General features: G+C 69.4%; 17 protein-coding genes and 1 riboswitch. Of the genes, 9 read left to right on the forward strand and 8 right to left on the reverse strand.

Annotated features, from left to right (window positions below; all coding sequences use genetic code 11):
* Positions 1-793: 793 nt before the first annotated feature.
* The 3 genes from AB0B82_RS03295 to AB0B82_RS03305 form a co-directional block, all read right to left on the reverse strand.
* Positions 794-1,537 (reverse strand): SDR family oxidoreductase, encoded by a 744-nt coding sequence (locus tag AB0B82_RS03295; RefSeq protein WP_360161948.1) that lies wholly within the window; start codon positions 1,535-1,537, stop codon positions 794-796.
* Positions 1,538-1,605: 68 nt separating this feature from the next.
* Entirely contained in the window at positions 1,606-2,673 is a 1,068-nt protein-coding gene (gene rsgA, locus AB0B82_RS03300; RefSeq protein ID WP_360161950.1) for a ribosome small subunit-dependent GTPase A, read from the reverse strand.
* Positions 2,674-2,827: 154 nt separating this feature from the next.
* A complete protein-coding gene (locus tag AB0B82_RS03305) occupies positions 2,828-4,126 on the reverse strand; it encodes a YhjD/YihY/BrkB family envelope integrity protein (RefSeq protein ID WP_360161952.1) in 1,299 nt (432 codons plus the stop codon).
* Positions 4,127-4,189: 63 nt separating this feature from the next.
* Here AB0B82_RS03305 and AB0B82_RS03310 point away from each other — a divergent pair, with 63 nt between their 5' ends.
* Complete coding sequence (locus tag AB0B82_RS03310; RefSeq protein WP_360161954.1) at positions 4,190-5,812, forward strand: acyl-CoA dehydrogenase family protein; 1,623 nt, start codon at positions 4,190-4,192, stop codon at positions 5,810-5,812.
* Positions 5,811-5,892, forward strand: a riboswitch (ZMP/ZTP riboswitch). Its footprint overlaps the gene before it by 2 nt.
* Positions 5,893-5,921: 29 nt before the next feature.
* On the forward strand, positions 5,922-7,370 hold the full coding sequence (locus tag AB0B82_RS03315; protein ID WP_360161956.1) for a glycine hydroxymethyltransferase: 1,449 nt from the start codon (positions 5,922-5,924) through the stop codon (positions 7,368-7,370).
* A gap of 111 nt (positions 7,371-7,481) precedes the next feature.
* Here AB0B82_RS03315 and AB0B82_RS03320 read toward each other — a convergent pair whose 3' ends face one another.
* Both AB0B82_RS03320 and AB0B82_RS03325 read right to left on the reverse strand, forming a co-directional pair.
* Positions 7,482-8,702: an amidase gene (locus tag AB0B82_RS03320; RefSeq protein WP_360161958.1), complete on the reverse strand. Its 1,221-nt coding sequence runs from the start codon at positions 8,700-8,702 to the stop codon at positions 7,482-7,484.
* Positions 8,703-8,835: 133 nt separating this feature from the next.
* Positions 8,836-9,405, reverse strand: a complete 570-nt coding sequence (locus AB0B82_RS03325; protein ID WP_360161960.1) for a winged helix-turn-helix domain-containing protein — start codon at positions 9,403-9,405, stop codon at positions 8,836-8,838.
* A 411-nt stretch (positions 9,406-9,816) separates the two neighbouring features.
* Here AB0B82_RS03325 and AB0B82_RS03330 point away from each other — a divergent pair, with 411 nt between their 5' ends.
* The 5 genes from AB0B82_RS03330 to AB0B82_RS03350 all read left to right on the forward strand — a co-directional run bounded on the left by AB0B82_RS03330 (position 9,817) and on the right by AB0B82_RS03350 (position 15,430).
* Complete coding sequence (locus tag AB0B82_RS03330) at positions 9,817-11,505, forward strand: nitrite/sulfite reductase (protein WP_360162290.1); 1,689 nt, start codon at positions 9,817-9,819, stop codon at positions 11,503-11,505.
* A gap of 142 nt (positions 11,506-11,647) precedes the next feature.
* A complete protein-coding gene (locus AB0B82_RS03335) occupies positions 11,648-12,334 on the forward strand; it encodes a phosphoadenylyl-sulfate reductase (RefSeq protein ID WP_360161962.1) in 687 nt (228 codons plus the stop codon).
* 44 nt (positions 12,335-12,378) lie between these two features.
* Positions 12,379-13,353 (forward strand): sulfate adenylyltransferase subunit CysD, encoded by a 975-nt coding sequence (gene cysD / locus AB0B82_RS03340; RefSeq protein ID WP_360161964.1) that lies wholly within the window; start codon positions 12,379-12,381, stop codon positions 13,351-13,353.
* Positions 13,353-14,639 (forward strand): GTP-binding protein, encoded by a 1,287-nt coding sequence (locus AB0B82_RS03345; RefSeq protein ID WP_360161966.1) that lies wholly within the window; start codon positions 13,353-13,355, stop codon positions 14,637-14,639. Before cysD ends, AB0B82_RS03345 begins: the two co-directional genes overlap by 1 nt.
* The gene (locus AB0B82_RS03350; protein ID WP_360161968.1) at positions 14,636-15,430 is read left to right on the forward strand and encodes a sirohydrochlorin chelatase; all 795 of its coding nucleotides are present in this window, start codon (positions 14,636-14,638) and stop codon (positions 15,428-15,430) included. Before AB0B82_RS03345 ends, AB0B82_RS03350 begins: the two co-directional genes overlap by 4 nt.
* Before the next feature lie 34 nt (positions 15,431-15,464).
* Here the strand turns inward: AB0B82_RS03350 and AB0B82_RS03355 are convergent, their stop codons facing one another.
* Positions 15,465-16,343: a hypothetical protein gene (locus AB0B82_RS03355; protein WP_360161970.1), complete on the reverse strand. Its 879-nt coding sequence runs from the start codon at positions 16,341-16,343 to the stop codon at positions 15,465-15,467.
* Positions 16,344-16,508: 165 nt separating this feature from the next.
* On the opposite strand from AB0B82_RS03355, the gene AB0B82_RS03360 reads away from it, so the two are divergent.
* Positions 16,509-16,727, forward strand: coding sequence for a ribbon-helix-helix protein, CopG family (locus AB0B82_RS03360; RefSeq protein ID WP_360161972.1), 219 nt, complete (start codon positions 16,509-16,511; stop codon positions 16,725-16,727).
* Positions 16,727-17,833, forward strand: a complete 1,107-nt coding sequence (locus AB0B82_RS03365; protein ID WP_360161974.1) for a Clp protease N-terminal domain-containing protein — start codon at positions 16,727-16,729, stop codon at positions 17,831-17,833. Before AB0B82_RS03360 ends, AB0B82_RS03365 begins: the two co-directional genes overlap by 1 nt.
* 73 nt (positions 17,834-17,906) lie before the next feature.
* Here AB0B82_RS03365 and AB0B82_RS03370 read toward each other — a convergent pair whose 3' ends face one another.
* Together AB0B82_RS03370 and AB0B82_RS03375 are read right to left on the reverse strand one after the other, a co-directional pair.
* A complete protein-coding gene (locus tag AB0B82_RS03370; RefSeq protein ID WP_360161976.1) occupies positions 17,907-18,818 on the reverse strand; it encodes a polyphosphate kinase 2 family protein in 912 nt (303 codons plus the stop codon).
* Positions 18,819-18,897: 79 nt separating this feature from the next.
* A complete protein-coding gene (locus AB0B82_RS03375) occupies positions 18,898-20,016 on the reverse strand; it encodes a peptidoglycan bridge formation glycyltransferase FemA/FemB family protein (RefSeq protein WP_360161978.1) in 1,119 nt (372 codons plus the stop codon).
* Positions 20,017-20,083 lie beyond the last annotated feature (67 nt).

The following is a 20,083-nucleotide window of genomic DNA, read 5'->3' on the forward strand; positions in this document are numbered from 1 at the left end:
CAGGCCGTAGTCGGTACGGACAGGTTGTGGTGGGTGCAGACAGGCCGTAGTCGGTACGGACAGGTTGTGGTGGGTGCAGACAGGCCGTAGTCGGTACGGACAGGTTGTGGTGGGTGCAGACAGGCCGTAGTCGGTGAGGACCTGATATTGCCTGTCGAAACCCCCCGCTACGTGTCGCACCACCCCAGTTATCAACGCCCCGCGGGCCGCGCAGCGGCGACAAAGTTGCGACTGGGGAGCGCAGCACACCTGAAATGACCGGCAGGACTCCCCACTCCAGCTCGTCCCGTCCACGCCCATGGACAAAATCAGCCCCGTCCCGGCTGCCGCCCTGTCCCAGCTCTACACCGCATGTCCCCGGTCCACACCGCATGCCCCAGCTCCACACCGCAGGCCCCATGACACCGCATGCCCCAGCTCCACACCGCATGTGCCCGGTCCGCGCCGCATGTCGTGGGTGGCAACCCAGGGCTCCGGTCGTCACCTGGTCAGTGCTTTGTGCGGCGTTCCATTGTTTGGATGATCCGTTGCATGGCGCTCTCCAGGTGTTCGCGCAGTGCTGCTTCCGCGCCAGCTTCGTCGTGGGCGATGCAGTCGTCGAGGATCGCGCTGAGATCGGGTTCGGCGGTCGGCTCGCCTGCGGGGGGCGGGTTCGGCGGTCAGCCCGCCCGCTGGCGCCGGGTTCGGCGGTCGGTTCGATCGCTGGGGTCGGCGGTCGGCTCGCCTGCGGGGGTTGAGTTGTGCGGTCGGTTCGGCCGCGGGGGTACGGTCGGCGGCTGTCGCATGGGGTGGGTTACATGCGGAGGTGGGAGGCGCCGTTGAAGTCGAGGACTGTGCCGGTGGCGAATTCGGCTTCGGGGCTTGCCAAGTAGAGGATGGCGGCGGCTACTTCGGAGGGGTCCGCCACGCGTTCCAGGGGGCTTTCGAGGCGGCGACGGTCGTAGCCTTCGCCGGTGAGGTTGACGGCGGCCATGTCGGTGACCGTCCAGCCAGGGGCGATGGCGGTGACGGCGATGCCTTCGGGACCGAGGGCCCGCGCGAGCGACTGGGTGAACGAGACGATCGCCGCCTTCGAAGCGCCGTACGCGGGCTGGTTCGGTTCGCCGCGGAAGGCGCCGCGGGACGAGACGTTGACGATCCGCCCGCCGCGCGTCATGTGCCGCACGGCGCACCAGGTGGCATTGGCAGGGCCAACGAGATTGACGGCCAGCGTGTCCGCCCACGCGCGCTGCCATTCGGCGTACGTCGTGTCGCGGATCCGGTGCGGGTGGTAGACGCCGGCGTTGTTCACCAGGACGTCGATGCCGCCGAGCGTACGCGCCGCGTCGTCGACCGCCGTCCGCACCGCCTCGGGGTCCGCGAGATCGGCCTGCACCATCACATGCCCCGACCCCGGCAGCTCTTTCAGCACCTCCGCCGCCGCATCCGCCGAGGCGCCGTAATGGACGGCGACCCGATCACCAGCAGCGGCGAACGCGCGCGCCGTCGCCGCCCCGATCCCCCGCGAAGCCCCCGTCACCAGCACTGATCGGTTCATGCGCCGATCCTTGCACGCACCCCGAACCCCGACATCGCACCGGCACGACACGCACGCTGCCGGCCGTCCTACCTTCGGGACGTGTTGTCGCGTCGGTATGCCTTGGTCGCGCGTGCCCGCTCCTTGTTCGCCTGTGCGCGCAGGCGGGCGTCCGCGCGGCGAGCCATGAATGCGGCCTCGCGCTGCAGCTTCACCCAGCTCTCGTACCGCCGGTACGACAGCGTTCCGTCCTCCAACGCCGCCCGTACCGCACAGTCGGGCTCCGACACGTGCGAGCAGTCCTTGAACTTGCACTGCTCCGCGAGCTGCGTGACATCGGGGAACGCCGCGGCCAGCCCCTCACCGCTCTCCTGCAGACCGATCCCCCGCAGCCCAGGCGTGTCGATGACGACCCCGCCCGCGGGCAGCACGATCAGCTCGCGCCGTACCGACGTGTGCCGGCCCTTCCCGTCCTCGCGGATGTCCTGCACGTCCAGCAACTCCACACCGGCCAGCGCGTTCACCAGCGACGACTTACCCGCGCCACTGGACCCGAGCAGCGCCAGCGTGGCGTTCCCGTCGAACAACGCCCGTACGTCGACCAGCCCGCTGCCCGTGCTCGCGCTGCAGACCAGCACGTCGGCACCCGGCGCAGCCTGTGCCACGTCCTCGGCAACAGCGTCGGCATCCCCCACCAGGTCGGACTTGGTCAGTACGACGACAGGTCGCGCACCGCTCTCCCACGCCAATGCCAGGAAGCGCTCGATACGAGAAATGTTCGGCTCCGGAACGAGACCGACCACGATCGCGATCACGTCGACGTTGGACGCCAGCACCTGACCGCGTGACGACCCGCCGACCTCGGCGCGAACGATCGTCGTCCGCCGCGGCAGCACGGACTCGAGCGTGATCCGGTCGTCCGGCCAGTACCGCAGTACGACCCAGTCCCCGGTGCAGGGCCCGGCCTGCGGATCGGCAGCGATCTCGGCGAGCAGCGCCCCGGACCAGGTGGCGCGCGCCGGACCGTCGGCGGTGAGGACCGTCGCGAGGCCCTTGTCGACCCGGGCGACGCGTCCCGGCACGAGCTCGGCCGGGACGGATTGCAGATGCGAGGCCGTGGCAGTGTCGAGTCCCAGGGCCTGAAGTGTGGCTGACATGCGGCGAACCTTTCCGAGGGTCCGGCCGCGAGATCAGCTCAGCGGTCGGACGAAATGGGAGACAACGGCCCAGCGGGCCTCGTGCGAGCTCATGGCGCTGCCTCCCTTCTGGTTCCTGCGGTCCCCTCGCCGAGGACCTGTTGTCGCGATGCCGTCAGCCTAGGTCGTCGGTGTCGGCCTGCGCACCGGATTTTCCGACCGACGCGGGCTTCCGGCGCACCTCGCCGTCAGCTGCAGCCGCACCGTGCCCCTCGGGCTCAGCCTCAGCTCGAGGCGCCCCCGCACGCGGTCGATCGGACAGCTTCTCGACCTTCCGCGCGAGGTGTGTCTCGGGCCGCTCCTCCGGCATCGGCGTCAGCGGACTCCGCGGCACCCGCTGACCGCCGGGGTGATGGTGCGGCGGCTCGGGCTCCGCCTTCATCACCGGCTCCACCTCCGTCACCACCTCCCCCGAAGCCTCCCCCGAAGCCTGCCCCGAAGCGCGCTCTGAAGCCTGCTCCGAGGCCTGCTCCGAAGCCTCGTCCGGCACCGCGGCCGCCGAGACTTCGTCCGCACCGTCGTCGGCGGACACAGCCTTCTTCACCTCGGTCACCTGCGCGGTGTGCGGCCACAGTCGGTCGACGACCGCGTTCAGTGCGGCACCGATCAGTACGGCGATCGCGGTCATGTACAGCCACATCAGGACGGCGATCGGCGCGGCCAGTGGCCCGTAGATCGACGTACCGCCGACCGTGCTCTGCAGGATCCACCGGAGCACGAAGCTGCCGAGGATCCAGATCGACAGCGCCAGGAACGAGCCGGGCAGGTCGGAGACCCACGGCGTCCGGATCGGCACCGACAGGTGGTACAGCGTGTTGAGGAAGCCCGCGGACAGGATCGTGACGACCGGCCAGTACAGCTGGTTCAGGAAGTCCAGCCGGTGCGGCAGCAGGGCATCGACCGCGTCCGGGCCGGCCAGTACCAGCGGCAGGACGATCACGCCGATGACCAGCGCCGCGCAGTACAGCGAGAACGACAGCGCGCGGGTCCGGACGATGCCGCGCTTGCCGCCCATCCCGTACATGATCGTGATCGTGTCGACGAAGACGTTCAGCGCGCGGCTGCCGGACCACAGCGCGAGCACGAAACCGATCGAGATGACGTCCGGGCGGCCGCCGTTCAGCACCTGGTTCAGGGTCGGCACGATCACGCTCTGGACCGAGTCGTCGGTCAGCGCGCGGGCCGCGAGCTGGGCGATCTGCTCCTTGATCTCGTTGATCGTCTCGACCTCGAACCATTTGCTCGCGATGTAACCGAGCGAGCCGGCCAGACCGAAGATCAGCGGCGGCAGCGAGAGGATCGCGAAGAACGCTCCCTCGGCCGCGAGTCCGGTGACCCGGTAGCGCAGACAGACGCCGACGGTCTGCGTGAGCAGCTTCCAGGTCGTCGAGGGGACCTTGCGAACCCACGCCAACGAGAGGGATCTCCCACCAGCGGGTCCTGCCCCAGAACGTGCCATACCGCTTACCGTACTGACATGGCGGACCCATTCGCGGTAACGAATCAGGCTCCCCCACTGCGGGGCGTGAACTTCTTCACCCAGGACCAGGCTCTCGGTGACGCTCTGCAGCCGTACGCCGAGCTGGCCGGCGATCCCGTACTGCGCCGGATCGGCGAGCTCGCCGGGTCCGAGGAGGCTCTCGCGCAGGCCCTGCCCGCGAACCAGAATCCCCCCGTCCTACGCACCCACGACCGCTACGGGAACCGGATCGACGAGGTCGAGTTCCACCCGTCGTGGCACTGGTTGATGGAGCGGACCGTCGGGTTCGGGCTCCAGGCCGCGCCGTGGACCAGCGATGCGCCCGCGCCGCACCTCCGCCGGGCGGCCGGGTTCTACCTGTGGTCGCAGGTCGAGCCGGGACACGGCTGCCCGATCTCGATGACGTACGCCGCGGTGCCCGCGCTCAAGGCGGACGAGCGGCTCGCGAAGGAGTGGGTCCCGCAGCTGGCGTCGACGCAATACGACGTACGACGCCTGCCCGCCGCGGCGAAGAACGGCGTGCTTGCCGGGATGGGGATGACCGAGAAGCAGGGCGGTTCCGACGTACGGGCGAACGCAACGACGGCCACCCCGGTCGGTGACGTGTACCAGCTGCACGGTCACAAGTGGTTCTGTTCGGCCCCGCAGGTAGATGTCTTCCTCGTCCTCGCCCAGGCGCCTGATGGGCTCAGCTGTTTCGTCGTACCGCGGGTTCTTGCCGACGGCAACCGGAACCCGTTCGCCCTGCAACGGTTGAAGGACAAGCTCGGGAACCGATCGAACGCGTCGTCGGAGGTCGAGTTCCACGGGACGATCGGCTATCGCCTCGGCGACGAGGGCGCCGGGATCCGCACGATCATCGAGATGGTCGCGGCGACGCGTTTGGACTGCGTCCTCGGCTCGTCGGCCCTGCAGCGCCGCGCCCTGGTCGAGGCGATCTGGCACACCCGGCACCGGTCCGCGTTCGGCGGCCTGCTCGCCGACAAGCCCGCGATGCAGAACGTGCTGGCAGACCTCGCGATCGAGAGCGAGGCGGCCACGGCGCTGGGCATGCGGCTCGCGGCCGCCGTCGACGCCGCGGTCGGCGGTGCCGAGCGGGAGGCCGCGTTCCGGCGGATCGCACTGCCGCTGGCGAAGTTCTGGGTCTGCAAGCGGACGCCGTTCATGGTCGCCGAGGCGCTCGAGTGCCTCGGCGGCAACGGGTACGTCGAGGAGTCCGGGCTACCGCTGCTGTACCGCGAATCGCCGCTGAACTCGATCTGGGAAGGGTCTGGGAACGTCAACGCGCTCGACGTACTGCGCGCGCTGCGCCGCCCGGAGTCCCTCGAGGCGTGGCTGCTCGAAGTCGGCTCCGTCCAAGGCGCGGATGCGCGGCTCGACGCGGCGGTCAACGACGTACTGCAAGCGCTTGCTGACATCGAGAACGCGGACGCCGGCGCCCGTCGGCTGGCCGCGCGGATGGCCCTGTGCCTGCAGGCTTCGCTGCTGATCCGGCACTCGACACCCGCCGTCGCGGACGCGTTCGTGGCGTCCCGGCTGGCCGGTGACTCGGCCGGCGTCTTCGGGACGTTGCCGCGGACGACACCCTTCGGTCAGATCCTCGACCGCACGATAGGGTGAGCGTCGTCGCGACTGGCGCGCTGAGGTGGAGAACCACCGGGGAGCGAAACCCGTCGGCACCGTGCGCCTGGGTGCCTTCGACCCACTGCAAACCGCAGGAGAGACAACGATGACTCAACCCTTCGACGCTGCCGCCGCGTCGGCCGCGTACAACAACGCGCTGCAGGTGATCGCGTCCGTGGAGCCGACGATCGCCGGTGCGATCAAGGCCGAGCTGGCCGACCAGCGGTCCTCGCTGAAGCTGATCGCCAGCGAGAACTACGCCTCCCCCGCCACCTTGCTGACGATGGGCAACTGGCTGTCGGACAAGTACGCCGAGGGCACCATCGGGCACCGCTTCTACGCGGGCTGCCAGAACATCGACACCGTCGAGCAGGCCGCCGCCGACCACGCGAAGGCGCTGTTCGACGCCCCGCACGCCTACGTCCAGCCGCACTCCGGCATCGATGCGAACCTGGTCGCCTTCTGGGCGATCCTGGCCCAGCGGATCGAGTCCCCGGCACTCGCCGAGGCCGGGGCCAAGCACGTCAACGACCTCACCGAGGAGGACTGGACCAAGCTCCGCAAGGCGCTCGGCGACCAGCGGATGCTCGGCATGTCGCTGGACGCCGGTGGTCACCTCACCCACGGCTTCCGGCCGAACATCTCCGGCAAGATGTTCAACCAGCACTCCTACGGCACTGACCCGGAGACCGGCCTGCTCGACTACGACGAGGTGGCCCGGGTCGCGCGCGAGTTCAAGCCGCTGATCCTGATCGCCGGCTACTCGGCGTACCCGCGCAAGATCAACTTCGCGACCATGCGCGAGATCGCCGACGAGGTCGGCGCGACGCTGATGGTCGACATGGCGCACTTCGCCGGCCTGGTCGCGGGCAAGGTCTTCACCGGCGACTTCGACCCGGTGCCACACGCGCACGTCACCACGACCACGACCCACAAGTCGCTGCGCGGCCCGCGCGGCGGCATGGTGCTCTGCCAGCCGGAGTACGCCGACGCGGTCGACCGCGGCTGCCCGATGGTCCTGGGCGGCCCGCTCAGCCAGACGATGGCCGCGAAGGCCGTGGCGCTGGCGGAGGCGCGGCAGCCGTCGTTCCAGCAGTACGCGCAGAACGTTGCCGACAACGCGGTCGCGCTGGCCGACGGCCTGATGAAGCGGGGCGTCAAGCTCGTCACGGACGGCACCGAGAACCACCTGGTCCTGCTCGACGTCTCGTCGTACGGCATCACCGGCCGGCAGGCCGAGTCGGCGCTGCTCGACGCGGGCATCGTCACCAACCGCAACGCGGTACCGCGCGACCCGAACGGCGCCTGGTACACCTCCGGCGTCCGGATCGGTACCCCGGCGCTGACCACCCGTGGTTTCGGGGCCGACGAGTTCGACCGGGTCGCGGAGCTGATCGTGGACGTGCTGTCCTCGACCACGCCGACCACGACCTCGGCCGGCGCGCCGTCGAAGGCGAAGTACGTGCTCGCCGACGGCGTCGCGGACAAGACCAAGGCCGCCTCGGCCGAGCTGCTCGACAACTTCCCGCTGTACCCGGGCCTCGAGCTCAACTGATTGCGTGCCCGTTCGACAGGATGTGTCCGGGCTCCGGCCTTGATCGCCGCGCGCGCCGCGCGCGCGGCACCTGGGCAGAGCGGACACCTCCTGTCGGAAGGACCCATGCGCTCAGGCGCGGACGGGTGGCAGCGGCAGCCGAGCCTGGAGCAGGCGCGCCATTGAGAGGGCGGTGGCGTCGGCGTGGTGCGGCGCGACAACCTGGATTCCCACCGGCAGCCCGTCCGCCAGCCCGGCCGGCACACTCACGGCCGGGTGGCCGGTCACGTTGAAGACCCAGCACGGATCGCCGGTGACAATGGTTTCCTCGTGCTGGTCGTAGCCGTGGGCAACGGTCAGCGTGGTCGGCGTGACCAGGACATCGATCTCGGCGAACAGGTCAGCCAAAGCGGTGTTGTTGTGGTCCCTGATCTCGCGGGCCCTGGTGGCCGCGGCGGCGTCCACCTCCCGCCCGTTGTCCAGCGCTGACAGGACCGGCCAGGCTTCGTCGGTCGGTGCGAGCTCCAGTGGTAGGTCGATCAGGTCGACGTCGGCCAGCGCCAGGCGCTCACGCAGTACGCGATCGACAGCGGGATCGGGCGGACAGGTGCCGAGCGTCGGAAAGTAGGCGATCCGCGGTCGGTCAATGCCTTCCTCGACCGGGACCGGCCAGTGCGGCAGCGCGGACGGGTCGAGGCGATGCGGACCGCTGGCGATGCTGGTGGCGAGGATGACGTCGTCCAGGTCTGCCCCGACGACACCGGCCGTGGTCAGCCCGCCGAGCGGACGGCCGCCTGGTCGCGGGACACGTCCGTTCGTTCCCTTGAGTCCCACGATCCCACAGAACGCCGCCGGGATCCGCAACGAGCCACCGCTGTCACCACCGGTGGCCAGCGGCACGACACCTGCCGCCACCGCAGCCGCACCACCCGCGGTCGATCCGCCCGGCGACCGCTCCGGGTCCCACGGATTGCGCGTGTACTCCCGGCCGTTCCACCCGAACGTCAGCGACACCGCACCCGGCCGCGCCCGCGTCGCCCAACCGATCGGGATCGCACCGGCGGCGATCAACCGCTCCAGGATCGGTGACTCCGGCGGCGTCCGCGACTTGATCAGAAACGGAACCCCGGCCAACGCTCCGGTCGGGTCAACCCGCTCAGCCGCCCGCCGAGCGCCAACCACGTCCAGTTCCTCGACGAAGTGCAGCAACGGATCCAGCCGTTGGGCCGCCGCCAGTGCCGCCTCCACCACAGCCGTCGCGCGGACCTCACCGGCCCGCACGGCCGCAGCAATCGCCCGGGCGGTGAGCGGGTCACCGGCAGCCGCGGTTGGCATCGGGTCGGCGTCGGTCACCGGACCGAGTGTGTCACGTCGACAGGAGGTCTCCGCCCGAATCGTGCACCGCCCGCGTGGCACACGTGGCGAGTAGGCCCAGAGCGTCCAGACGTCCTGCCGACCTGACACGCGAGGAGCAGGGAGAACGTGGTCACGGCCGAGCGGGGACGGCGTGGGCGAAGAAGAACACCGAGTGGGCGTCGTCGCCCACTGCCGGGTGGCTGGCGTACTCGCGGACCAGCTCCTCGATACGTTCGCTGAGCTCGACGAGCTGTGCCGGCGTCAATGTGAGCCATCTCTCGGTCGCGTATACCGCCCGCACCCAGGGCTCGTCGAACTCGTCTCGCAGGTCGAACCACTGCCGCACCTTGGCGGCCTGATGTGCAAGGTTCGCGTCCTCCGCGCTGGTCGCGACGAACTCGGCCGCCGGGTCGCCCGCGGCGCCCGCGACCGGCCGGGAGTACCCGGCCGTGTCGCCGAGCTGCCACCATCGCTCGCGCCGGTTCCGCGCGAGCTCAGGGGCTTCGACGATCACGCCCGCGGACGCGAGAACCTTGAGGTGATGACTGATGTTGCCGACAAGTTCTCCGGTTTCCGCGGCCAGCCGGGAGGCGGTCGCCGGACCGTCGGCGGAGAGCAGATCGAGCAGCCGGCGGCGGAGCGGATGGTGGATCGCGGCGAGCACGGACGGCGTCCCGGACCGCCGGTTGGCAGGTGTCATGAGACCACACCGTAGCTTCTACAAGAGTTCTTGTACAAGAGTTCTTGCGAGATCGAAGTGCAGGTCGAATCAATCTCCACCACGCTGGTAGACATAACCACATCGTGAGACTCGGTCTCACATAGCAGGAATGGGAGTTGATTTGTCAGGCTCCGGCGCTGACGCTTGTGGACATGCTCGCTGCCCTCTCCACCCACCTCGTAGGTCGCATTCATGTCGACCTCGGGCGGATGCGCAGCGCCATCTGTTGTCCTTCGATGTTCTGACAGCCACCCTGCCCGGGCCAACGACGGCCCCTGATCACCCCCGATCACCGCTGGGTGCGCACCGCGCGGAACGCATCGAATCGACGACGCTTCGATCCTGCCGCCCTCGGTGAGCACCTGTCTCAAGGACAAGGACACGCCCCCGATGACTGCCGGCGTCACCACTCCTGCCCGCAAACCCTCCCGCCCCCGCAAGGGCAAGGGCGAAGGCCAGTGGGCACTCGGATACCGCGAGCCGCTGAACAAGAACGAAGAGAACAAGAAGAACGACGACGGCCTGAACGTCCGGGCCCGGATCGAGAACGTCTACGCGCACACCGGGTTCGACTCGATCGACCCGGCCGACCTGCGCGGCCGGTTCCGCTGGTGGGGGCTGTACACGCAGCGCAAGCCCGGAATCGACGGCGGCAAGACCGCGACGCTCGAGCCGGAGGAGCTGGACGACCGCTACTTCATGATGCGGATCCGCGTCGAGGGCGGTCAGCTGAGCACCGAGCAACTGCGGGTGATCGCCGAGGTCTCGACGACGTACGCGCGCGACACCGCCGACATCACCGACCGGCAGAACATCCAGCTGCACTGGATCGCGATCGAGGACGTGCCCGCGATCTGGGCGAAGCTGGAGTCCGTCGGGCTGTACACGACCGAGGCGTGCGGCGACGTACCGCGGGTCGTGATCGCCAGCCCGGTGGCCGGCATCGCGGCCGACGAGATCATCGACCCGACGCCCGCGATCACCGAGATCGTCGACAAGTACATCGGCTCGTCGGAGTTCTCGAACCTGCCGCGCAAGTTCAAGACCGCGCTCACCGGGCACCCGTCGCACGACGTCGTCCCGGAGGTCAACGACATCGCGTTCGTCGGGGTCGTGCACCCCGAGCACGGTCCCGGCTTCGACCTCTGGGTCGGCGGCGGCCTGTCCACGAACCCGATGCTCGCGCAGCGGATCGGCGTCTGGGTGCCGCGGGACGAGGTCGCCCGGGTCTGGTGGGGCGTGACCAGCATCTTCCGCGACTACGGGTACCGGCGGCTGCGCAACCGCGCGCGGCTGAAGTTCCTGCTCGCGGACTGGGGTGTGGAGAAGTTCCGCGAGGTGCTCGAGGACAAGTACCTGCAGCGCAAGCTGATCGACGGGCCCGCGCCGGAGGTTCCCGCCGTCCAGGGTGACCACGTCGGCGTGCACAAGCAGAAGGACGGCAAGTACTTCGTCGGCGTCGCGCCGGTCGTAGGGCGCGTCTCCGGTGCGTCGCTCGCGCAGGTGGCCGATGTGGTCGCACGGCACGGCTCGAACCGGATCCGGACGACGGCGCAGCAGAAGCTGCTGGTGCTGGACGTCGAAGAGTCACAGGTCGACTCGCTGGTCGCCGAGCTGGACGCGCTGGGCTATCAGGCGAACCCGTCCGCGTGGCGGCGCAACACGATGGCCTGCACCGGGATCGAGTTCTGCAAGCTCGCGATCGTCGAGACCAAGGCCAAGGCGGCGCAGCTGATCACCGAGCTCGAGGAGCGGATCCCCGAACTCGACGTACCGATCACCGTGAACGTGAACGGCTGCCCCAACTCCTGCGCCCGCATCCAGGTCGCGGACATCGGGCTCAAGGGCCAGCTGGTCATGGATGCCTCCGGCAAGCAGGTGCCCGGCTACCAGGTGCACCTCGGCGGCGGCCTCGGCCTGGACGCCGGCTTCGGCCGGAAGCTGCGCGGTCACAAGGTCACCGCGGACGACCTCACCGACTACGTCGAGCGCGTCACCCAGAACTACCTGAAGGAGCGCAACGAGGGCGAGCGCTTCGCCCAGTGGGTCACCCGAGCGGACGAGGAGGCACTCCAGTGAGCGAGCGCGCTGCGCCTCTCTACTGCCCGTACTGCGGGGACGAGGATCTCCGGCCTTCCGAGGAAGGTCACGGGGCGTGGGAGTGCCGTCCGTGTGCACGGGTGTTCCAGCTGAAGATGATCGGGTTGCGGGTGACGGTGGAATGAGCACAGATCTCAAGACGCTCGCCGAAGCGGCGAACGAGCAGCTTGCCGACGCGTCGGCGCTGGAGGTACTCGCCTGGGCGCGGGAGACCTTCGGCGACGAGCTGGTGGTGACCGCTTCGATGGCCGACGGCGCACTCCCCCATCTCGCGGCGAAGGCCGCACCTGGCGTCGACGTCCTGTTCATCGACACCGGTTACCACTTCGCCGAGACGATCGGGACCCGGGACGCGGTGGCGGCGACGCTGCCGATCAACCTGATCAACGCGACCCCGAAGCAGACGGTCGCCGAGCAGGACGCGGAGTACGGCGAGAAGCTGCACGACCGCGACCCGAACCAGTGCTGCGCGCTGCGCAAGGTCGAGCCGTTGAACCGGTACCTCTCCCAGTACAAGGCCTGGGTCACCGGCATCCGCCGCGAGGAGGCGCCGACCCGCGCCAACACGCCCGTCGTCGAGTACGACGCGAAGCGGGACATGGTGAAGCTCAATCCGATCGCACCGTGGACGCAGGCGGACCTCGACCAGTACATCGCGGACAACGGCGTACTGGTGAACCTCCTGCAGTACGACGGTTACCCGTCCATCGGCTGCGAGCCGTGCACGCAGCGGGTCGCCCCTGGTGAGGATCCGCGCAGCGGCCGCTGGGCCGGCACCGGCAAGATCGAATGCGGCCTACACACATGACCGAGACCGTGATCACCCCAGCAACCGAAACGGTGACCGCCCCCGTGACCACTTCCGTGACCGACACTGCTGCGACCGACACTGTTGCGACCGACACTGCTGCGACCGAGGCGACGTCCGCGACCACGACCGTCACGGAACTCGACGCGCTGGAGAGCGAGTCGATCTTCGTGTTCCGTGAGGTGGCGGCGGAGTTCGAGCGGCCGGTGATCCTGTTCTCCGGCGGCAAGGACTCGATCGTGATGCTGCACCTGGCGCGGAAGGCGTTCGCGCCGGCCGGGGTGCCGTTCGCGCTGCTGCACGTGGACACCGGGCACAACTTCCCCGAAGTACTGGCCTATCGCGACTCGGTGGTCGAGCGTCTCGGGTTGCGGCTCGAGGTGGCCAGCGTCGAGGAGTACATCGCCGACGGCCGGCTGCGTGAGCGCGCCGACGGCACCCGGAACCCGCTGCAGACCGTGCCGCTGCTGGACGCGATCAACGGGCACCGGTTCGACGCCGTGTTCGGCGGCGGACGGCGCGACGAGGAACGGGCCCGGGCGAAGGAGCGGATCTTCAGCCTGCGTGACGAGTTCGGCCAGTGGGATCCGCGCAACCAGCGCCCGGAGCTGTGGTCGCTGTACAACGGCAAGCACCGCCCCGGCGAGCACGTCCGCGTGTTCCCGCTGTCGAACTGGACCGAGCTCGACGTCTGGAACTACATCGAGCGCGAAGACATCGAGCTGCCGTCGATCTACTACGCGCACGAGCGCGACGTGTTCGAGCGCGACGGCATGTTGCTTGCCGTCGGCCCCTACTCGCAGCCGCGCGGCGGCGAGACCGTGCAGCGCCGGGTGGTCAGGTACCGCACCGTCGGCGACATGTCCTGCACCGGCGCGGTCGCGTCGACCGCCGCGAGCGCCGCCGAGGTGGTCGTCGAGGTCGCCGCGAGTGAACTGACCGAACGCGGCGCCACCCGCGCCGACGACCGGGTCAGCGAGGCCGCGATGGAAGACCGCAAACGAGAGGGGTACTTCTGATGAGCACCCTCCTTCGCCTGGCAACGGCCGGGTCCGTCGACGACGGCAAGTCCACCCTGGTCGGTCGGCTGCTGCACGACTGCAAGGCAATCCTCGCCGACCAGATCGCGCACGTGAAGACGGTGTCCGAGGCCCGCGGCGGCGACTTCGACTTCGCGCTGCTCACCGACGGCCTGCGCGCCGAACGCGAGCAGGGCATCACGATCGACGTCGCCTACCGGTACTTCGCCACCGACAAGCGGTCGTTCATCCTGGCCGACTGCCCCGGCCACGTGCAGTACACCCGCAACACCGTGACCGGCGCGTCCACCGCGGACGTCGTGATCATCCTGGTCGATGCCCGCCACGGCGTACTCGAGCAGACCCGTCGGCACCTCGCGGTCGCCGGCCTGCTCCGGGTGCCGCACGTCGTCCTCGCGGTGAACAAGATCGACCTGGTCGACTACGACGAGGCCGTCTACACCAAGATCTCCGAGGACGTCGCCGACGTCGCCGACCAGCTCGGTATTGCCGATCTCAAGGCCATCCCGGTCTCCGCCCTCGTCGGCGACAACGTCGTCGAGCGGTCGGCGTCGACCCCGTGGTACGACGGGCCGACACTGCTCGAGGTCCTGGAGAACGCGAACGGCCGCACCGACACCTCCGCGGCGCCGATGCGGTTCCCGGTCCAGTACGTGCTCCGCCCGCAGACCGACGACGAGTACCGCGACTACCGCGGCTACACCGGAACCGTGGCCTCCGGCACCGTCAAGGTCGGTGACCCGGTGATCGTGCTGCCGACGGGACGCCGTACGACGATCGCCGGCATCGACCGCCCGGTCGTCACGGCGACGTCCACCGCGGTGGCCGAGCGGCCGTCCGCGGTCGCCGGTGAAGCCGTCACCGTCCGGCTCGCCGACGACCTCGACGTCGCCCGCGGCTCGGTGATCGTCGCCGCGGACGCCTCCCCCGGCACCCGCCGCGAGCTCGCCGCCACGGTCAGCTGGCTGTCCGACCGCCCGCTGACCGTCGGCGCCCGGGTCCTGATCAAGCACACCACCACCACCGCGCAGGCGATCGTCACCAAGATCGCCGGCGCGCTCGACCTCGACACCCTCGGAGTCATCGACGCCGCCGAGCTCAACCTGAACGACATCGGCAAGGTCCAGCTCAAGATCGCCGCACCACTGGCCGCCGACCCGTACTCAAGCAACACCATCACCGGATCGTTCCTGCTGATCGACGCCCACGACGGGTGGACGCTCGCAGCCGGCATGATCGACGACGAAGAAGGGGAACTGCTGTGACTGCTCCAGCGCTCGTGATCCTCGCCCACGGCAGCCGCGACCCGCGGTCGGCCGCCACCGTTCACTCGCTCGTGAAGTGCCTGCGGGAGATGCGGGACGACCTGCGGATCGAAGCCTCCTTCCTCGACCACTGCCCGCCCACGCCGTACCAGGTGATCGGCAAGCTGGCCGCGGAGGGCGTCGAAGAGGTCGTCGTCCTGCCGCTGCTGCTGTCGTCGGCGTACCACGCGAAGATCGACGTCCCCGCCGTCGTCGACGAGGCGCGCAGCCGGTTCCCGCACCTGCGCATCATCGCCTCCGACGTGCTCGGGTACGACGACTCGCTGCTCGACGTCCTCGACCGCCGGATGCGGGCTGAGCTCAAGGACGGCCGCGTCCGCGAACTCGACGCGCTCGTGCTGGCCTGCGCCGGGTCCAGCGACTCGCACGCGAACGCCGGCGTCACCCGCCTCGCCCGCCTCTGGGGCCAGCGCCACAAGCTGCCCGTCACGGCCGCCTTCGTCGCCGCCGCGTCGCCGTCGCCCGCCGAAGCCGTGCTGCAATGGCGTTTGGAGGGCCGACGCCACGTGGCCGTCGGGTCGCTGTTCCTGGCCCCCGGCGTACTTCCCGACCAAGCCGAGTCCACCGCCCGCCGCGCCGGCGCCGTCGCCGTCTCGGCCCCCCTCGGCGTCAGCGCCGAAGTGGCCCGTCTGGTCCTCCTCCGCTACGGCGTGGCCGGCCTGGACCTCCTCACCTTGGACCCGGCCCCGCGTCCGGTCATCGCCCGACCCACCCTGGTGCGGACAGCCTGACCCTCCAGGTATGCAGAACCCCCGGTTCGGGCCCTCAAGCGGCCCGTTTCCGGGGGTTCTGCATACCTGCACGTCCGTCGCGCATCGCCGACAGCGCGTAGGCCACCCATCCGTCATCAAGCACCACGTCCTCCCACGAGAATCGGAGCAGGGTCCACCCGCGCATCGCCAGATTCACGTACCGGCGGCAGTCGCGGCGCAGCGCCTCCCGGGAAGCGTGATACGCGAACGAGTCCGCTTCGAGCGCCAGGCGCAGCTCCGGAAGGGCGAGGTCGACGCGGGCGTAGAACTCGTCGTCCGCGATCACGAACTGCGGGACGAAACCTCGCCAGCCCGCGTCGAGCACGCGTCCACGCAGCACAGACTCCAACGCCGATGCCGCCCGCGGGTCAGCCGCCTCGACGACCTTGATCGCCCGCGCTCGTCCCGGCCCTCGCAGGGCGACCGCCGCAGCCAGCAGCTCGTCCCCCGTCACCAACCCCTTGCGTAACGCCGAGTCCGCGATCGCCAGGGCCTCGCAGAACGGGAGAGTGCGCGCGCAGTCCAGCACGGTACGCACCACTGTCGTGGCGCCGTCGAGCTCGGTCACCTCACCCCAGTGCAACGTGCACGCCAGGCGGGAGAGCCGCCGGCGACGATGTCGCTTCACGGTCACGTGTGGGACCAGCGGAGTGGTCACGACGTCCAAGCCGTGGTGCTGGGCCGCGCTCTCGTGCGACAGAACGCCACCGAAGGACCGCGCGACGGTCAAGGCAGACAGGTCGAGCGGCAAGGCGTACACGCCCTTCGCCACTCGCTTGATGCGGTCTTCGTTCATCGCTACCCGGAGGTCCCGGCCCGAGACGTACTGACGCAGCTGGGCGTACGTGGCACTGCCTCCGGACCGCTGGAGAATCTCGACGACATCGGCCATGGGTTGAGCGTGACAGGAAACGGTGGGGTGGCGCGGGACTTGTCCACAGGTGTACGTCCAGGTATGCAGAACCCCCTCATCCGGCCGTCGCGCGGCATGTTTCCGGGGGTTCTGCATACCTGGACGTTCGGCCACGTCGCAGAGAGGAGTGATATCTTGATATCTATGACGACCAAGAACATCCTCCTGCGGCTCGATCCGGACTTGGCGGAGCGGTTGCAGACGGTGGCTTCCGTCGAGGGGCGGTCGGTGTCGGACGTAGCGCGGGAGGCGATCGCGGCGCTGGTGGATCAGCGGCGGCGGGACGATCGGTTCAGTCAGTTGCTCGAGGAGAACCTCGCGCGGCACGAGGAGTCATTGCGCCGGTTGCGTGGAGACGATTGATGCGCCATCTCGGGCGGTACGACGTTCTCGCGGTCGCCGCGCGGGTGCTGCGCTGCGCGTCGGATGACGTCGTACGCCGCTCGGACCTGGACGCGATCGACCGCGTCCTCGACGAGGCCCGGGCGGCGGTTGCGCTGGCGGATGCGGCCGGCGTGCTGCTGGCGGGCCTGGTGCGGGCGCGGCCGTTCCACGGGGCGAACCGGGTGGTCGCAGTCGCGGTGGTGCTGCAGTTCGCCGCGCTCAACCATGCCGAGTTGCAACTGGAGCCGGTCGAGGACGTCGACGACCTGCTCGACAGGATCGCGTCCGGCGCGGCCGATGTAGATGCGGCGGCGAGGTTCGTCCGCAGCCGCCTGGAGCATCGCGCGGTGACGGCCGACGACCTGCGGGAGCACTTCGAGACCGAGCTGATGATCGAGGAGCAGCTGCTGTCGTTCGGCCTCGAGCAGGAGTGGTGGAGGGGAATCCAGATGTACGAACGCTTCAGCGAACCGGCTCGCCAGATCGTCCTCCGCGCGCAGGAGGAGGCCCGGCAGCTCGATCACGTGTACGTCGGGACCGAGCATCTGCTGCTCGGTGTCACCACGTCCGGGACCGGGATCGCCGCGCGCGTGCTCGCCGACCTGGGCATCACCGCGCCGGCGGTGCGGGAGCTCGTGGTGGAGATCGTCGGCCGCGGTACGGGCGGGGCGTCGCCGGCGCGGATCCCGTTCACGCCGCGGGCGAAGAGCACGTTCGAGCTGGCGTGGAACCAGGCGCGCGAACGCGGCGCGGAGCAGGTCGGCCCGGAGCACCTGCTCCTCGGGTTGCTCGACGACGGTCACGGTGTCGCCGGCCAGATCATCACGAAGCTTGCCGAGAGCACCGATGCGGTACGCCGGAAGCTCGAGCAGCGGATGGATTGGCGCAAGCGGTCGGAGTCAGTGGTCGCGGAGACGGTGACGAACCTCGCGGCCGAGGACCCCAGCACCTGGACGACGTACTGCCGCCGTCACCACCTGATCGCCGAACTGAACGCCCTGCTCGACGAGAACGAACGCCTCCACGAACAAGTCGCCGCCCTCCGCGACCTCCTCCGCCGCCACAACATCGACCCCGACGACTGAGACTCGACAGCCGAGACCCCGACAGCCGGGACCCCAGACAGCTGAGACCCCAGACACCTGAGACCGAGGCCGTTCAGGTCGTGGCGAGGCGGGCCTTCTCCTGGGCGACGTCGAAGTCGGCGGTCGGCCAGGTCGGGTTGAGGTCCTTGAGCGTTTCCAGCAGGATCGTGGTGACCGCCCAGTTGCGGTACCACTTGCGGTCGCTCGGGATCACGTACCAGGGCGCCGCGGGGGTGTTGCAGCGCTCGATCGCGGCGTCGTACGCCTCCATGTAGGCGGGCCACAGCTTGCGCTCGTCGACGTCGCTCGGGTTGTACTTCCAGTGCTTGGTCGGGTCGTCGAGGCGTGCCTGCAGCCGGGCCCGCTGCTCCTCGGGCGAGATGTGCAGGTAGCACTTCACGATCGTCACGCCGCTCGCGGTCAGCTCGGCCTCGAAGTCGTTGATCTGGTCGTAGCGCCGGGTCCACACGTTCGATGGGACGAGTTCGCGGACACGCGCGATCAGGACATCCTCGTAGTGCGAGCGGTCGAAGATGCCGATCAGACCGTGCTCGGGCACCGCCTGGCGGATCCGCCACAGGAAGCCGCGGCGCTTCTCGGCCGGCGTCGGCGCCTTGAACGATGTGATCTTCAGGCCCTGCGGATCCATCAGCCCCGCGCCGTGCCGGATCACACCGCCCTTGCCGGAGGTGTCCATCCCCTGCAGTACCAGCAGGATGCTCCGCTGACCGCCGGTCCGCCCCTCCGCGAACAGCCGCTCCTGCCAGTCCGACACCTCGGCCCCGAGGTTCGCCAGCGCGAGCTTGCCGTCCTCCTTGGCCCCGCTGAACCCGGCGGTTGACCGCGGGTCGTACTGCGTCAGATCAACCCCACCCGACGGAACCCGCAACAGCTCCCGCAGTCCCCCGGCCGGCAACCCGTCAGCCTGCACGGCCGGCTCCCCAGCACCCTTCCCCGCGGCCTTCAGGCCTTTCTTCTTCGCCATCCACTCATCTTGCCTCATCAACCCCCAGCAAGCCCGGCGTCGCGCCGGACGTAGTACCTGTCGACAGGACCGGGTTTCGTCAGCGGCGGGCTCGGTGGCGGATCAGTGCTCGATGGAGAGCCCGGTTGATCGGTCCAGGCAGAGCTCGCTCCCACTCGCCGGTAGTTTGGGCAACCTCGCCTCCGGTGCCCAGCTTCCATCGCAGGAGGCCGTACGCCGGGTCCTCGGGGTCCAGGCAATTCGCGACGCCGCGCATGTCGTACCAGCTCGCACCGAGCTCCAGCGCATCGCGCATCATCGTCCACTGCAGGATGTGACTGGGCCGGACGTCGCGGCGATGATCCGCCGACGCACCTGTCTGGTACCAGACGCGGCGGCCGACGACAGTCATCGTGTGCGCCGCCAGGATCTCACCGCCGTAGGTCGACAGGTACAAGCGCATCCGGCCCGGCGCAGCCTCGTTGAGTGCCCTGAACTGTCGCTCGTAGTACGCCAACGTCCGGCCGAGGCGGAAGCCGTTGCGCCGCTCGGTTGTCCTCAGCAACTCGAAGAACGCCGCGAGATCGCCGGCGGCACCGCGGCGGACCTCGACACCTGACCTGACGGCCTTCCGGATGTTGCGCTGCCACTGCTTGCTGAGGCCGCTCTTCAGCGTCTCCGCGTCACGACCTGCCAGCGGCACCTGGAACAAGTACCGCGGCTGTGCGTCGCCCTGCATGCCTGCTTCACCGGCCCGGGTCCAGCCGAGGGTGCGCAGTCGCTCGGCAACGGCGGCCCCGACGGGCTCCACGAGGTCGGGCAGTACCTGGTCGATGCGCCGGCGCCGCCCTACCCCTGCGGCCAACGTTTCCGATCGCCATCGCCGCAGCAGCGGCGGCGGTCCCATCCGGACGGCGAAGACGTCGTGTCGTTCCAGGTGGGCGATCAGCGGTGCGAGCCAGCGCTCCAACACGGGATCGGCCCAATCGATGTCGGGGCCTTCAGGCAGATAGGCGTACCAGCGCGACATGGCCGGCAGCCGGCGCAACAACACCAAGGCGGTTCCGACCACGCGATTCTCGGCGTCGCGCCACGCCAGCAGTTCGGAGGCCCAGTCCGTCTTGACCGCGGCCCAGGACGCGACCTGCAGAAAGCTCCGGCCGCCGTAGAGGTCCGAGGCGGCCTCATACTCCGGCGGTTCGATGACACTGATCGTCAACCGATCGTCCCGGGTTGCCGTCCCGACAGGCACCATCGGCTCGCCTCCAGACATTCGCCGGCCTTTG

It is taken from the genome of Kribbella sp. NPDC048915, assembly GCF_040649595.1.
Lineage (GTDB): Bacteria > Actinomycetota > Actinomycetes > Propionibacteriales > Kribbellaceae > Kribbella.

Coding starts and splice junctions, on each gene's coding strand:
- AB0B82_RS03315 (WP_360161956.1), top strand. CDS start 5,922: ATGACTCAACCCTTCGACGCTGCCGCCGCGTCGGCCGCGTACAACAAC.
- AB0B82_RS03345 (WP_360161966.1), top strand. CDS start 13,353: ATGAGCACCCTCCTTCGCCTGGCAACGGCCGGGTCCGTCGACGACGGC.
- AB0B82_RS03330 (WP_360162290.1), top strand. CDS start 9,817: ATGACTGCCGGCGTCACCACTCCTGCCCGCAAACCCTCCCGCCCCCGC.
- AB0B82_RS03310 (WP_360161954.1), top strand. CDS start 4,190: ATGGCGGACCCATTCGCGGTAACGAATCAGGCTCCCCCACTGCGGGGC.
- AB0B82_RS03355 (WP_360161970.1), bottom strand. CDS start 16,343: ATGGCCGATGTCGTCGAGATTCTCCAGCGGTCCGGAGGCAGTGCCACG.
- AB0B82_RS03365 (WP_360161974.1), top strand. CDS start 16,727: ATGCGCCATCTCGGGCGGTACGACGTTCTCGCGGTCGCCGCGCGGGTG.
- AB0B82_RS03325 (WP_360161960.1), bottom strand. CDS start 9,405: ATGACACCTGCCAACCGGCGGTCCGGGACGCCGTCCGTGCTCGCCGCG.
- rsgA (WP_360161950.1), bottom strand. CDS start 2,673: ATGTCAGCCACACTTCAGGCCCTGGGACTCGACACTGCCACGGCCTCG.
- AB0B82_RS03370 (WP_360161976.1), bottom strand. CDS start 18,818: ATGGCGAAGAAGAAAGGCCTGAAGGCCGCGGGGAAGGGTGCTGGGGAG.
- AB0B82_RS03335 (WP_360161962.1), top strand. CDS start 11,648: ATGAGCACAGATCTCAAGACGCTCGCCGAAGCGGCGAACGAGCAGCTT.
- AB0B82_RS03360 (WP_360161972.1), top strand. CDS start 16,509: ATGACGACCAAGAACATCCTCCTGCGGCTCGATCCGGACTTGGCGGAG.
- AB0B82_RS03295 (WP_360161948.1), bottom strand. CDS start 1,537: ATGAACCGATCAGTGCTGGTGACGGGGGCTTCGCGGGGGATCGGGGCG.